Genomic DNA, 13,933 nt, shown 5'->3' with positions numbered 1-13,933 from the left:
CCGAGCCCGTGCATACTGAAATCCTCTCCCCGGATCAAAGGGGTTACACGCAGGCGGCAAACATTCTTCAGGCAGGCGGATTGGTGTCTTTTCCCACCGAAACCGTATATGGGCTTGGCGCAGACGCGCGTCAGGATAAAGCAGTTGCACGTATTTTTGAGGCGAAAAATCGCCCCACATTCAACCCACTCATCGTCCATGTTGCCGATGTCTCTGCGACAAAACGCTACGTCGTTTGGAATGATCTTGCAGAGCGGCTGAGCAGCACCTTCTGGCCCGGACCACTCACTTTGGTTCTGCCACTGCGCTCTGATTCCGGCCTCTCCCCTCTCGTCACGGCCAATTTGCCCACATTGGCAATCCGCGTGCCCGCAAATCCCGTGGCACGGGCTCTGCTCAGAGCCTTCGATGGCCCCGTGGCTGCCCCATCCGCCAATCCTTCCGGGAAGATTAGCCCGACACAGGCCGCACATGTTATCAATGGCCTTTCTGGGCGTATTGAAGCCGTGCTGGATGGCAGATCCTGCGATGTTGGCGTCGAAAGCACCATCTTAGGGGCCTTTGGCAAGCCCACCCTGCTGCGCCCCGGCGGCCTCCCCCAAGAAGCGCTGGAACAAGCTCTGGGGCAAGGACTTGAAACGCGTCAGGAAGCTGATCCACTAACAGCACCGGGACAAATGTTATCTCACTATGCACCCGGCGCTGCGGTTCGTCTGAATGCTACAGAGATACGGAATGAGGAGCGCCTTCTGGGCTTTGGGGATGTGAAAAACGCAGCACTGAACCTCAGCGCCTCGGGCGATCTCATAGAAGCCGCAGCCAACCTGTTTGGGCACCTGCACGCGCTGGACGCCGCAGGCGACAGTCCCATCGCCGTGTCCCCTATTCCGAATACAGGCCTAGGGCGCGCAATCAACGACCGCCTCAAACGCGCAGCGGCACCGAGAGACATGTAAAGCAGTTTGCAATGCCAATCCGTTCCCGCGTTAAAAGCGCCGGATTTTAACGGCGTTCAGGCCCGCCCTGCCGCCGCACTAAGCGTCAGAGGATCAACACCGATGCTCTTTAGGGCTTCGGCCCATTTGTCCGCCGTATCAGTTTCAAAAATCAGTTGCGGCGTCGCTTGTGCCACCAACCAACCATTTTCGCCGAGTTCCCGCTCCAATTGACCAGGCCCCCAACCGCTGTAGCCCAGTAAGGTCAACGACTTTGTCGGCCCTTGGTCCTGCGCCATGTCATCGAGGATATCCTGCGTCGTGGTCAGGGCAAAATCGTCTTCAACGCGCAGGTTGCTCAATCCAGACTGATATTCAGGAGAGTGCAGAACAAACCCACGCCCCGTTTCAACGGGACCACCAAAATAGAGCTTGGAACGGATCTCACGATGCTTCGGCGTAATGGACAGCTGTTCAAAAAGATCTGCAAGGTTCACCCCGTCGATGGCTTTATTGACGATCAGTCCCATGGCCCCTTCCTCGGAATGGGCACAGAGAAACACCACGGAATGGGCAAATCTCGGGTCCGACATACCGGGCATAGCGACCAGTAATTGTCCTGTTAAATCCAAAGTTTGGCTGCTATCTTCGGTGCTATCCAAGCGGCCTCCTCGCGCGTACGCTGTTGCATCACACCAACATGTGCTGCACACAGCCTATGCGCAAGAGGTAAGCAATCTGTTTCAATTGATCGCGCAGTTCTCGCCCATTTGTGAGTTGGATTTTAGCGCCAAATCCCTCATGTCATGCCTATGACCATACGCTCCACTTTGCTCACCACCGCACTTTCCGCAGCGACCTGCGCGCTAACGCTCTCTACTGCGTCAGCACAGTCCTTTGATCAGGTGGTTCAGGCGGAGGTGCTTCCAGGATGGCGCAATGCCGATGGCACCCATACAGCTGCTGTGCGCATTACACTCAATCCGAACTGGAAAACCTATTGGCGCGCGCCCGGCGATGCGGGCATTCCTCCGCAAATATCATGGCAAGGGTCCCGAAACTTGGCCAACGCCACAGTCGCCTGGCCCACTCCCGACGTGTTCTGGGAAAATGGATTGCGTTCCATTGGCTATTCCGAGGAATTGGTCTTACCGATCGAGATCACCCCAAAATCGGCAGACGCGCCGATACGTCTGAAAGCACAGCTTGATATCGGTGTATGTCGCGACATCTGCGTTCCTCAACGCCTGAAAGTCAAAGCGGAGCTGCCAAACGAAGGCACGCGTGATGCGCGTATTGCTGCAGCATTGGTCGATCAACCGCTCTCAGCAGACGAGGCTGGTGTCAAATCGGTGACCTGCACCCTGTCGCCCACCGACCAAGGCGTCAAACTTAAGGCACATATTGCCATGCCACGCGCCGGGGCGGATGAGGTGACCATCATTGAAACCTCCAATCCAGAAATTTGGATTGCAGAGGGCACGACACAAAGATCTGGCAACACCTTGGTGACGGAAACCGAAATGCTACATGTTTCCGAAAGTTCCTTCATGGTGAACCGCAATGATCTGCGCTTCACGGTGCTCAGTTCTGGGGATGCTGTCGATATCAAAGGATGCTCATCAGGTTGAAATCGCGCTCCTGCGCGCCTTCCGCCTTAGTATTACAGCACTCACACCGTACGCCACGCAGGCAATGATCATCGCCCCTAAAACAAACAAGGCGAGACTCACAAGCGGTGCACTTTCGCGTGCTGACGCCGGAAGGAATGCAGAGAGCGCAGGCATGGTGTTTCCCTGAACGACCAACCAACCAACGGTCGCCCCCGCCCAAAGAGTCATGGCACTTCCCGCAAACCAGATTGGAGCTCTGAGCCGTTTGGCACGCCGCCCACGCCCAAAGGCTTGAACCTGACGCGCCACATCTCGCTGAATCGCCATCAGAGCGGGCACCACAATCAACACAAGCACCATGCCGAAACCAAGACCATAGACCAAAGTAATCACAGTAGGCTTGAGGAACTGAGCCTGCGCGCTGCGCTCAAACAACAAGGGCGCAAGGCCAAGCACAGTGGTGGCAGTGGTCAAGAACACCGGGCGCAAACGATCTGCCGCTCCGTCAACAATTGACGGAATAATGCCACGCTCTTTAGCGTAGTCATCAATCGTCGTGACCAAAACAATGCTGTCATTGATGATGATCCCCGTCATCCCCAACAACCCCACAACAGTAAACATGCTGAGCGGCACGGCATGCATGTAGTGCCCATAAATCGTCCCCACGAGGCCAAAGGGGATCACCGCCATCACCACCACAGGCCGTGTCCAGCTTGAAAACACCCAAGCCAGCACAAGGTAGATCCCAGTCAGACATAGGATCAAACCCGTGCGCGCGTCTTTGAGGAAATCATCCTCCTGCTCGGAAAGTCCCGAGAGACGCCACTCAACTTGTTTGGCGCTCGCAATCTCAGGCAATATTTCATTACGCAATTGTTCCAGAATCGCCTCCGCCCGCGCAGGATCGTCTTCGGAAATGTCCCCTGTTACATTGATCAGGCGTATGCCATTTTCACGTCGCACCGTGCTGAATCCTGTGCGGCTCTCGACGGTCACCACATCCGCCAGAGGCACATATGTGCCCTGAGGTGTTCGCATCAAACTGCCTTCCAGAAAATCAGCTGTCAGCTCACCTTCTGGCAACTCCACCCGGATTTCTGCACTGCGAGGCCCGTCTGGGAAGGTGGCCGCTTCAAGCCCGTTCAGGCGATGGCGCAACTCACGGCCCAGCGCATCAATCGAAAAGCCCAAAGCGCGACCTTGCGGCGTAAGTTCCAAAATCAACTCTTCTTTGTCATAGCTGAGATTGTCCTCCACTGCTGAAACTTCCGCAAACTCCTCAAGTGCTGTTTTCAAAGCCTCACTGGCGGCCTTCAGCGTTTCGCTATCTGCGCCGTAGAACTCCACGTCCAGCGCATCCCCACCGGGACCAGAGCGCCAGCCACGGAAGCTGACGGTTTCCACCAGCGGATGGCGCGCGACGCGATCTTGTAGCTCTCCCACGAAGGCAAAACTGGAATAGGGCCGAAGATCCGCATCGATCAGCTCAATGGCGATGCCCCCCAACAAGTCAGGATCAAGAGACTCTGCTCCAGGAAGGGCACGACCTGAGTTGCCACCGATCTCTGCAATCACATAGTCGAGGGGATTGGTGCCATAGCGCCCTTCATATTCTTGCCCCAGCTCCTCCGTCGCACGCTGCATTTCACGCATCATCGCGAGGCTGTCTTCTCGCGTGGCACTTGGTAACATGGCAAAATTGGCCGTCACGGAGCCACGCTCAGGCGCATTAAAGAAACGCCATTTCACATCCCCATTGATAAACAAGGCCGCCTGAGATGCTAGAGCAACCACCGCCAGCGCCAACACAGGGTAGCGGGCAAGGATGACAAAACGCATGAAAGGACGAAACAAAGTCTCACGTACCCAGCGAAAGCCGCGGTTCACATATTTGCTGGGCAGGTCGTACCAATGCTCTTTGGCGGAATGTTTGATGGCATGGGCCATGTGGTGAGGCAAGATCAGGAAACACTCCACCAAAGAGGCAATCAAAACGACGACCACCGTGAAGGGGATGTCTGCGATCAAATCCCCAAAGCGGCCACCGATTGCCGTCAGCCCCAAGAATGCAATGACTGTGGTCAGCGTCGAGGAAAACACCGGCATTGCCATCCGCTGCGCGGCATTCTCGGCAGCCACATAAGGCGTCTCGGAGAGCCGTCGCGCGCGGGCGTCTGCATGCTCACCAACCACAATGGCATCATCAACAACAATCCCCAGCGTAATAATCAGCCCGAAAAGCGAGATCATGTTGATCGTAAGGCCCGCCGCATACATCAATGCAATGGCCGCGAACATAGCCGTTGGAATGCCGGTCGCGACCCAAAAAGCCGTGCGCGCGTTGAGAAACAAAAAAAGCAGCACAAGCACAAGCGCAAGCCCCATCAGGCCATTGTCCACCAAAAGGTTAAGCCGCCCCGTAATCGCTTCTGCACGCGTACGGATCAACTCCAGTCGCACCCCTTGTGGCAGGGTGGCCTGCATCTCTGCGACCACCGCTTCCACCTGCCTTTGGATCTCAATGGCGTCCCCACTGTTGGATCGATCCACACGGATAGAAATGGCTGGATCTTCACCGACAAAATAAGATCGATTACGATCAACGCCTTCAAGCCGAATGTTGGCGACATCCTCCACAGTCAGCTTTGTGCCACCGGGATTTGAGCGCAAAACAATGGCCGCAATTTCGTCAGGTGCCCGCTTTTCCACACCGGTGCGCACCCTTGCAAATGCCCCAGTGACGTCGCCGGCGGGATCTGCATTGACCTCCTGGGACACCACATCCGCGATCTCCGCAATAGAGACATCATGTGATATCAAATCAACGGATGAGGCTTCGATGATAATTTGCCGCTTTGCCAGTCCGCGAATGGTGGTCCGCGTGACCCCTTCCGCATACAGACGTGCTACAAATTCATCTGCATAGCGCGCCAGCTGATCCACATTCACAGGTCCAGTCAGCACCACATCCGTCACGCGATCGCGCCATGCGCCACGGCGCACAACAGGGTCATCGGCCTCTTGCGGAAGGGTTGTGACAGCATCCACCGCCACCTGAACATCGTCAGTCGCGCGGGCCATATCCCAACCGGGCTCAAACTCCATGGTAAGTTGAGCATTGCCTTCGGTAGACCGTGAAGACGTGCTCTCAACACCCTCAACCGCCAGCAAAGCAGGCTCAAGAACCTGCACAATCGCCGCATCCACATCTTCGGCTCCGGCGCCTTCCCACTGCACGTTGACTCGCACATTGTCGACTACAACATCGGGAAAAAACTGCGCGCGCATGCGCGGCATCGCGGCAATGCCCGCAATCAGCAAAATCACCAGAAGAAGATTGGCCGCAGTGCTGTGCCGGGTGAAATAGCTGAGAATTCCCGTGGCGCGTGCTCCAATCTCCCGCATGGGTCAGCCCCCCACTCGATGACGGAGACGTTCCACCATCTGCGCAGGCACTTCGGGTTTATCAAGCGCCTCAAGAATACGTTGCTTGGCGTCTGATGGCATGCGCCCGTTGGCTTCGATCGCAGCCACAAACTTGGCACGCTCCTCCGCGCTCAACGCAACCATCTCCGGTGCCACAATTTCTGATATGGTCGCAGACAGCGGCTTGACGGCAATGCCTTCCCCCAGCAGGGGCGTGCGCCGGGTCACGATCTGTTGTCCAGCCAGCCCTTCCCCGCGCACAAGAATTTCATCCCCCTGACGCCGCACAAGCTGCACCTTCAAACTTTGCAGACGGTTGCCCTCACCCACGAACAATAGATCTCCAGCCGCATTCAGAGCCGAGGCTGGCAACCGCACAACATCTTCAAGTTCCGGTTCTTTCACACGCACCGTGACAAAGTCTCCGGGCTTCAACCCCCGTGCACTATCCAATCGTGCATAAAGCACCCGGCCCGTCTGCCCCTCTCCTACAGCTGCGGCATCGCGTGTAATCACGCCGGTTGAGGACAAATCCGCGCCAAGCACATCCATCGAAACGGTGACCTCCGCACGATGCAGATCATCATTGCTATCCAGCAATCGCGCGTACTGTGTGGTGGATACCCGAAACGCCACTTCAAGAGCATTGGGGTCAATCAGGGTGGCGAGGCGCTCGTTCAGCGACACAAGCCCCCCTTGGACCACCGATACCTCCGACAGTGTACCGCTGAAGCCAGCAGTAATAACTGTATCATCAAGGTCTTTTTGCGCCTCTGCCAAAAGAATACTTGTGCGTTCCAAACGGGTTATCGCCTGATCAACGCGCGCCTCAGCCTGCGCCAGAGCACGACGATTTGACAAAACCGCTTGCCGGGCACCCGCAAGAGCCAGCTCTGCGGTCTCCACTGCTGCGGCCGTGCCAACGCCGCGTTCCCGCAAATCCGTTTGCCGGTCATAGGCTTTTTGCCGCAACGCGAACTGCGCCTGTGCTGCGGCAAGCTCGTCTTGCGCGAGCACAAGTGTACGATCCGCATCTCTCTGTTCGGCCTGTGCATCCAGAAGATCATTGGATACGCGATCATAAGCATAGCGTGCCTTGGTCGGATCCACTTTCACAAGAACCTCTCCCACCGAGACCTCTGCCCCATCTTCAAAGGTCTCAGACAGCTGCACCACTCTGCCCGAGGCAGCGGCCCGAACTTCGAGCGAGCGGCGGCTCTGCACCTCCCCAAACGCCACCAGCTCGGGCGTTTCTGCACCATGCGTGGCGGTTTGAACATTAACGGAAAATACCCGCTCGCGCGCAGGAGGACCTTTTGTGTCTTGCGCCAAGCGATCTTGAATTGCGCCGTGCACCAGATGCCCCGCGTACAGCAGAAACACAGCGGTCACTGCGAGCAAAAACAACCCTGTCAAACTCTGGCGCAAAAATCTCATTGGCTACGTCTCCATGCGTGGCTCACGCTCAATAATGCGCACGCCGCGCTCAATGTCCAAGACAACACACATATGATACGCAGCGCGTATAAATTTCCGTCACATTTATTTTGGACAGCCCCAAAACAACGGAACGCTTTTACTTGCGACGCATATGTTCATCCAGCCGCGGCATGATTTCCACGAAGTTGCACGGCCTGTGACGATAGTCGAGCTGATATTTTAAGATTTCATCCCAAGCGTCTTTGCAGGCCCCCGTGCTACCGGGCAGCGCAAAGAGATAGGTCCCATTGGCCACGCCTCCGGTCGCGCGGCTTTGCACGGCACTGGTGCCGATTTTCTGCATGGAGACCATGGTGAAGACAGTGCCAAAGGCATCAATCTCTTTCTCATAAACATCTCGATGCGCTTCGACGGTCACGTCGCGCCCCGTCAGTCCTGTGCCACCCGTCGAAATCACCACATCAACGGCCTCATCCTCACACCAGGCACGCAGTTGCGCGGCAATTTCGTCTCGTTCATCCCGAATAATCTTACGGTCGGCCAGCAGATGTCCGGCGGCTTCCACCCGTTGCACAAGCGTGTCACCAGAACGATCTTCTGACAGTCCCCGCGTGTCGCTGACAGTCAAGATAGCGACCCTGACTGGAATGAACTCTTTGTCTTCATCAATGCGGTTCAATGTCATCTCTCCTGAAAGTGCGCTGTGTCGGATGGGATGCTATGCGGGCTCAAGACAGAGGCTCTAAGTCAAACCAGGTGCCCGATGGCCCAAGGTTGACAACGCGGCTCTGCCCGACCATCGCGCTTTGCCCCCAACTGTCATGGATATGGCCACAGACCACAAGCCGAGGACCGATACGTTCAATGGCGGAGAGCACTGCGGTGGAGCCAAAAGACTGTCCCGCAGAGGAAACATCGACCACACCTTTGGGCGGCGAATGGCTGATCAGAATGTCGGCACGCTGGCACTGTTCCAGCATGGCAGCCGCTGTGACTTCGCTCAAATCACAGGACCATTCTCCAAACGGCGTTTCTGGTACAGCATAGCCAAGGCCAAAGATTTGAAGTCCTCCAAACTCAAAAGCTTCGCCGTGCAACACTGTCACCGCCGCAGGCGCAGTCGCGCGCAACTCATCTTCGCTTTCGTTGTTTCCCGGCACCAGAACCATAGGCGCTTTGATATCCGCAATCAGATCCAGCGCTCCGGACAAGTCTTGGCGATGATTTGTGAAGTCCCCTGCCCCGATCACAAGATCGGCATCTCGGCTCATTTCAACCAATTGGCCTGCCGCATGACGCGCACGGTGCAGATCAGAAAAAGCAAGGACCCTCAAACGCTCTCCTCCAGCTTGGATTTCAAACTCAGAAGGTCTGCCCAGGCCTCCCGTTTGGCGTGAGGCTGACGCAACAGGTAGGCCGGATGAAACATGGGTAGGACTGGCTTGCCGAAAGCCTCATGCCACTGACCGCGCAGACGTGTGATGCCTTTCTTATCAAGGACGGCCATACAAGAAATATTACCCATCAAAACAATCACATCTGGAGCCACGATTTCCACATGCCGCTCCAGAAAAGGCTTGAGCATGGCAATTTCATCAGGCTTAGGATCACGATTTTGTGGCGGGCGCCACGGCAGCACATTTGTGATGTAGATGGCATCCTTGGACAAAGGCACCTCACGCCCCATGTCGATGGCCTCAAACATGCGATCAAGCAATTGTCCCGCACGCCCAACGAAAGGTTTGCCAATGCGGTCTTCCTCACGCCCCGGTGCCTCGCCAATAATCATGACTCGCGCCGCAGGATTTCCATCCGAGAACACAAGATTGCGCGCGCCTTTCTTAAGTTGACAATGCTCAAACGCATGCATGGCGCCCCGCAGCTCTTCCAACGTCTTGACGGGTTTAACAGCAGACTTTGCCTCAGCAACGGGATCGAATGCGGGCTGAGGCACCGCTGGCGCATCGGCCGGTGGAAGTGCCGCCTTCTTGGCTTTGGGGGTCTCCTTGGGAGTTTCATATCGATTAAAGGGCGCATCAAGTATAGCCTCGGTTGCCCCCAGTTCCACTTGCCATTCCAGCAAGGCCCGCGCGGTGTGATAGTCCAGCGCCTGAGTGTCAAATCCCGATTCCATGACCGCCAGACTACCCCCTCCCCACGGCAGGGGAAAGGCCAGTTGCCGCGTTCAATGCGTCGCGGTCTTATCAGAATAGCTGCGCCCGCTTGCCCCGCCCCGCTGTGCTTCTTATAAGCGGGCCGACACCGGCATAAGGAGCAGGCCATGAGCTTTGACCAAAAGCACCTTCTGGGGATCGAGCAACTGCGGCCCGATGAAATCACCACCGTGCTGGACCTTGCTGATGAATATGTGGATTTAAACCGCCGCGACATTAAGCATTCTGATGCTCTGACCGGTCTAACCCAAGTCAATATGTTCTTTGAGAACTCCACCCGTACGCAGGCCAGTTTCGAACTCGCTGGCAAACGACTGGGCGCAGATGTGATGAATATGGCCATGCAGGCGAGTTCGATCAAAAAGGGAGAAACCCTGATTGATACCGCCATGACACTCAACGCCATGCACCCTGATCTCTTGGTGGTACGCCATCCCCATTCGGGCGCGGTGGATCTGCTTGCGCAAAAAGTGAATTGCGCAGTGCTCAACGCAGGTGATGGAAAGCATGAACACCCCACACAAGCTTTGCTGGATGCGCTGACCATCCGTCGCGCCAAGGGACGCCTGCATCGTTTGAACATCGCCATCTGCGGAGATGTCACCCACTCCCGTGTCGCACGTTCAAACCTGATCCTTCTGGGTAAAATGGAAAACCGTGTGCGCTTGATCGGCCCACCAACACTGGTGCCTGCCAGCTTTGCCGAGTTTGGTGCCGAAATCTACGAAGACATGGAGGAAGGCCTGAAGGACGTGGATGTGGTGATGATGCTGCGCCTTCAGAAAGAACGCATGGATGGCGGCTTTATCCCCTCTGAACGTGAATACTATCATCGCTACGGTCTGGATGCCGCGAAACTCGCCCATGCCAAAGCCGATGCCATTGTCATGCATCCCGGACCAATGAACCGGGGCGTGGAAATTGATGGGGAGATTGCAGACGATATCAACCGCTCTGTCATTCAGGAGCAGGTGGAAATGGGCGTCGCTGTGCGTATGGCTGCGATGGACCTTCTGGCGCGCAACCTCCGCGCAATTCGTCAATATGGGGAAACCTCATGAGCGAAGATCCCAAAGATCCCCGCATGTCCGGCATGGTGGCAACAGTTGCCCTTATTGTCATGTTCGCTTTTGTCGGACTGATGATCTGGATCGGAGGCTGAGACCGTGCAGGTGACAGACTCAGAACGCGGTCTTGTCAGGCTCTTCGCCCTTGACCTGCCCTCTGAGGAGATCACGGCTTTCCGTGAACCCGTCTATGATACCGATGGAGACATCACGGACTGGCCGCTGCAACGCGCCCTTGGCTTTACATATTTGGATGAAGACTTCATCGAGATTTTTCCAATCAGTGATTTAGAAGATCTTGGTCTCACCGGCTACATGGTACAGGGCTTAGGCATTGCGGAAGCAGACGTGAAGGAGGACGCCGCACGGCTATCTTCCCAAAAGGGTTGGATTCTTGTTGTGCTGTCCTCCGCATTTGAAGGGGCGGCGCAAACGCTGTCACCACAACCCCCTCTTCGCTGGATCGGCACCTACAAAGAAGAAGGCGCGCCCGTCTCCTTCGAGGCTCTGCCAGATGCCTCCGCAAAAGGCAGCGCGCCGACCCAAGGCTCTGTGCTCCCTACACCTCAAGGCAACCCGCATCTCACCCTACTACTCGCGCTTTTCACCCTGCCGCTTGCGGCGCTCCTTTTTGGCCTGTTTCTTTGGTGGATCTTGTAATGGCAGACCTTCTGACCCCAACCGCTGACCTTCATGAAGATGAAACCGTGCTGGAGAGCTTCCAAGGCAACCGCAGCAGCTATATCCGCACAAACGCTTGGATTGCAGCCGGAGCCATGGCCGCAGGCATGGGCATTCTCTGGGCAATTGGAAACCCGTTTGTCTGGACCGGTGCGGTCGGTGGCCTCGCAGCCGTTCTGGTACGCGGGGCGTATCTCATGTCCGATGAACTGGCTGTGCGCTGGGATTTGACCAACCTACGCCTCTTGGGGCCGGGCGGACGCGCAATCCCCCTGGAAGACATGGATCAGTTGAACAAGCTCGGCAGCTTCGTGCAGGTCATCACCAAATCCGGTGACAAACACCTGATCAAATATCAAGCCGACCCTCAGGCCACTATGGCCGCCATAAAAAGACAACACGGAGGCCCGCTATGAGCACTCTCTTCACAAACGCACGCATCATCAACCCGGAGCTGGACACCGATGCCTTGGGCTGGCTGCTGGTAGATCGCGGGATAATCGCAGGTTGTGGCACGCAGGAACCGCCAGAAGCCGCAACAGTGGTGAATTGCCATGGCAAATGTCTCGCGCCGGGCATCGTCGACATTGGCGTCAAAGTCTGCGAACCGGGAGAACGGCACAAAGAAAGCTATAAGACCGCAGGCGCGGCTGCCGCAGCAGGCGGTATCACCACCATGGTCACCCGCCCAGACACGCAGCCCGCAATTGATACACCAGAAGTTCTGGAATTTGTTGGACGACGTGCCAATGAAGCTGCGCCAGTCAACGTCGTGCCCATGGCTGCCCTGACCAAAGGCCGTGACGGCCGCGAAATGACCGAAATCGGCTTCCTGATGGACGCAGGTGCCGTGGCCTTCACCGATTGTGAGCATGTGACTGCCGACACCAAGGTCTTTTCTCGCGCGCTCACCTATGCGCGCACGTGCGGCGCATTGGTCATTGCCCATCCTCAAGAGCCGATCCTGTCCAAAGGTGCCGCTGCCACAGCCAGCAAATTTGCCGCGCTACGCGGCTTGCCGGCGGTATCTCCAATGGCAGAGCGTATGGGGCTAGACCGCGACATTGCCTTGATAGAAATGACCGGTGCACGCTACCACGCTGATCAGATCACAACCGCACGCGCGCTGCCCGCACTTAAACGCGCCAAGGAGAACGGGCTGGATATCACGGCGGGCACATCCATCCATCATCTGACGCTGAACGATCTGGATGTTGCGGACTATCGCACCTTTTTCAAAGTGACACCGCCGCTGCGGTCAGAGGATGACCGTCTTGCGCTGATCGCAGCCGTCAAAAGCGGTTTGATCGACGTTATCTGCTCCATGCACACACCGCAGGATGAAGAAAGCAAGCGCCTGCCGTTCGAAGAAGCGGCCGCTGGTGCCGTCGGGTTGGAAACGCTTCTGCCAGCAGCGATGCGGCTCTATCACAACGGTGACCTCACCCTGCCCGAGCTCTTCCGCGCCCTCGCGCTCAATCCGGCCAAACGCCTGGGACTGGTATCTGGCCGCATCGCAGAAGGAGCGCCTGCCGATCTCGTCCTGTTTGATGCGGATGCACCATTTGTCTTGGACCGCTTCAAGCTCAAGTCCAAATCCAAGAACACCCCGTTTGATGGTGCCCGGATGCAGGGTAAAGTTCTGGCAACCTATGTGGCGGGCGAAGCCGTCTATCGGAGAGACTGATGCCAATCATTGAAACTGCGCCCTTTGGGCTGACCCTCTGGGCCGTGCTCGGCTATCTGCTCGGCTCCATTCCCTTTGGCATGGTATTGGCCAAGCTCATGGGGCTCGGCAATTTACGTGACATTGGGTCTGGCAACATCGGTGCCACCAACGTTCTGCGCACCGGCTCCAAGAAAGCAGCCGCGCTAACCCTTTTGCTGGATGGCGGCAAAGGGGCTGTCGCGGTGCTTATGGCGCGCTGCGTGGCAGGGGAAGATGCGGCACAGTTGGCCGGTCTCATGGCATTTCTGGGTCATTGTTATCCAGTCTGGCTTGGCTTCAAAGGTGGCAAAGGAGTCGCCACGTTCCTCGGCCTGTTGCTCGCATTGGCATGGCCTGTCGGCATCGCCTGCTGCCTGACCTGGCTGGCCACTGCCGCTGTTAGCCGTATCTCGTCGCTCTCAGCACTGGTTGCCGCCTGCGCAAGCACACTTTGGATGTTGGTATTGGGATTTTCATCTGCGGCCTGCCTGTCGCTGGCTTTGACCGGGATCATTCTTTGGAGACACCGTGAAAACCTGACGCGCCTACGCTCCGGCACAGAACCTAAAATCGGCTCAAAGAAAAGCTGATTCAAAAGTAAAATCAATTAAAGGGCGAATAGATCGCCCTATTTTTCAAGTCCTACAAACCTAACTTGACCAAAATGCTGCTCTGCGGCATAATTTCCACACTTCAACTAAACTAAATTTACTTTGAATAAGAGGCCAAGAGCGCGCGTCTGCCTATTTTGAGTATAAGGCGCCAGCTAAATTTTCGATGCAATACACTCCGCCTTTTGGCGAGACACTCCAGGCAGAATTGAAGCCGGAAGAACTCTGACAAAACTTTTATGTCGCGGCGGCGTGTAAGTTGCGTCGTTTGTAGG

13 protein-coding genes are annotated in these 13,933 nt (G+C 56.4%); 7 read left to right on the top strand and 6 right to left on the bottom strand.

Annotated features, from left to right (window positions below):
• Positions 1-8 precede the first annotated feature (8 nt).
• Entirely contained in the window at positions 9-956 is a 948-nt protein-coding gene (locus tag SHM7688_RS18265; protein ID WP_058241382.1) for an L-threonylcarbamoyladenylate synthase, read from the top strand.
• A gap of 56 nt (positions 957-1,012) precedes the next feature.
• Here the strand turns inward: SHM7688_RS18265 and SHM7688_RS18260 are convergent, their stop codons facing one another.
• On the bottom strand, positions 1,013-1,567 hold the full coding sequence (locus SHM7688_RS18260; RefSeq protein ID WP_058241564.1) for a YqgE/AlgH family protein: 555 nt from the start codon (positions 1,565-1,567) through the stop codon (positions 1,013-1,015).
• Positions 1,568-1,747: 180 nt separating this feature from the next.
• On the opposite strand from SHM7688_RS18260, the gene SHM7688_RS18255 reads away from it, so the two are divergent.
• A complete protein-coding gene (locus SHM7688_RS18255) occupies positions 1,748-2,566 on the top strand; it encodes a protein-disulfide reductase DsbD domain-containing protein (protein WP_223229215.1) in 819 nt (272 codons plus the stop codon).
• On the opposite strand, the gene SHM7688_RS18250 is transcribed toward SHM7688_RS18255, so the two are convergent.
• The 5 genes from SHM7688_RS18250 to SHM7688_RS18230 form a co-directional block, all read right to left on the bottom strand.
• Positions 2,558-5,956: an efflux RND transporter permease subunit gene (locus SHM7688_RS18250; RefSeq protein WP_058241380.1), complete on the bottom strand. Its 3,399-nt coding sequence runs from the start codon at positions 5,954-5,956 to the stop codon at positions 2,558-2,560. The two genes, SHM7688_RS18255 and SHM7688_RS18250, sit on opposite strands and share 9 nt — an antisense overlap.
• 3 nt (positions 5,957-5,959) lie before the next feature.
• On the bottom strand, positions 5,960-7,414 hold the full coding sequence (locus SHM7688_RS18245) for an efflux RND transporter periplasmic adaptor subunit (RefSeq protein ID WP_058241379.1): 1,455 nt from the start codon (positions 7,412-7,414) through the stop codon (positions 5,960-5,962).
• Positions 7,415-7,553: 139 nt separating this feature from the next.
• On the bottom strand, positions 7,554-8,096 hold the full coding sequence (moaB, locus tag SHM7688_RS18240) for a molybdenum cofactor biosynthesis protein B (protein ID WP_058241563.1): 543 nt from the start codon (positions 8,094-8,096) through the stop codon (positions 7,554-7,556).
• A gap of 49 nt (positions 8,097-8,145) precedes the next feature.
• Positions 8,146-8,751: a metallophosphoesterase family protein gene (locus SHM7688_RS18235; protein ID WP_058241378.1), complete on the bottom strand. Its 606-nt coding sequence runs from the start codon at positions 8,749-8,751 to the stop codon at positions 8,146-8,148.
• Entirely contained in the window at positions 8,748-9,551 is an 804-nt protein-coding gene (locus SHM7688_RS18230) for a uracil-DNA glycosylase (protein ID WP_058241377.1), read from the bottom strand. Before SHM7688_RS18230 ends, SHM7688_RS18235 begins: the two co-directional genes overlap by 4 nt.
• 147 nt (positions 9,552-9,698) lie before the next feature.
• Between SHM7688_RS18230 and SHM7688_RS18225 the strand changes: the two genes are divergently transcribed.
• The 5 genes from SHM7688_RS18225 (at position 9,699) to plsY (ending at position 13,637) form a co-directional block, all read left to right on the top strand.
• Positions 9,699-10,652, top strand: coding sequence for an aspartate carbamoyltransferase catalytic subunit (locus SHM7688_RS18225; RefSeq protein WP_058241376.1), 954 nt, complete (start codon positions 9,699-9,701; stop codon positions 10,650-10,652).
• A 105-nt stretch (positions 10,653-10,757) separates the two neighbouring features.
• A complete protein-coding gene (locus tag SHM7688_RS18220; RefSeq protein ID WP_058241375.1) occupies positions 10,758-11,318 on the top strand; it encodes a hypothetical protein in 561 nt (186 codons plus the stop codon).
• A complete protein-coding gene (locus SHM7688_RS18215) occupies positions 11,318-11,755 on the top strand; it encodes a hypothetical protein (protein ID WP_058241374.1) in 438 nt (145 codons plus the stop codon). The genes SHM7688_RS18220 and SHM7688_RS18215 overlap by 1 nt, the downstream gene beginning before the upstream one ends.
• On the top strand, positions 11,752-13,026 hold the full coding sequence (gene pyrC, locus SHM7688_RS18210; protein WP_058241373.1) for a dihydroorotase: 1,275 nt from the start codon (positions 11,752-11,754) through the stop codon (positions 13,024-13,026). The genes SHM7688_RS18215 and pyrC overlap by 4 nt, the downstream gene beginning before the upstream one ends.
• Entirely contained in the window at positions 13,026-13,637 is a 612-nt protein-coding gene (gene plsY / locus SHM7688_RS18205) for a glycerol-3-phosphate 1-O-acyltransferase PlsY (RefSeq protein WP_058241372.1), read from the top strand. The genes pyrC and plsY overlap by 1 nt, the downstream gene beginning before the upstream one ends.
• The last annotated feature ends 296 nt before the right edge of the window (positions 13,638-13,933 follow it).

Origin of the sequence: Shimia marina (assembly GCF_001458175.1) — a bacterium.
GTDB classification, from domain to species: domain Bacteria; phylum Pseudomonadota; class Alphaproteobacteria; order Rhodobacterales; family Rhodobacteraceae; genus Shimia; species Shimia marina.
Note: the sequence above shows the minus strand (reverse complement) of the source record. Positions and strands in the feature narration are given on the sequence as shown.

Bases quoted from the DNA above. Each gene is read 5' to 3' on its own strand.
- SHM7688_RS18230 (WP_058241377.1), bottom strand. From the start codon at position 9,551: ATGGAATCGGGATTTGACACTCAGGCGCTGGACTATCACACCGCGCGG.
- SHM7688_RS18225 (WP_058241376.1), top strand. From the start codon at position 9,699: ATGAGCTTTGACCAAAAGCACCTTCTGGGGATCGAGCAACTGCGGCCC.
- SHM7688_RS18255 (WP_223229215.1), top strand. From the start codon at position 1,748: ATGACCATACGCTCCACTTTGCTCACCACCGCACTTTCCGCAGCGACC.
- SHM7688_RS18245 (WP_058241379.1), bottom strand. From the start codon at position 7,414: ATGAGATTTTTGCGCCAGAGTTTGACAGGGTTGTTTTTGCTCGCAGTG.
- pyrC (WP_058241373.1), top strand. From the start codon at position 11,752: ATGAGCACTCTCTTCACAAACGCACGCATCATCAACCCGGAGCTGGAC.
- SHM7688_RS18215 (WP_058241374.1), top strand. From the start codon at position 11,318: ATGGCAGACCTTCTGACCCCAACCGCTGACCTTCATGAAGATGAAACC.
- SHM7688_RS18250 (WP_058241380.1), bottom strand. From the start codon at position 5,956: ATGCGGGAGATTGGAGCACGCGCCACGGGAATTCTCAGCTATTTCACC.
- plsY (WP_058241372.1), top strand. From the start codon at position 13,026: ATGCCAATCATTGAAACTGCGCCCTTTGGGCTGACCCTCTGGGCCGTG.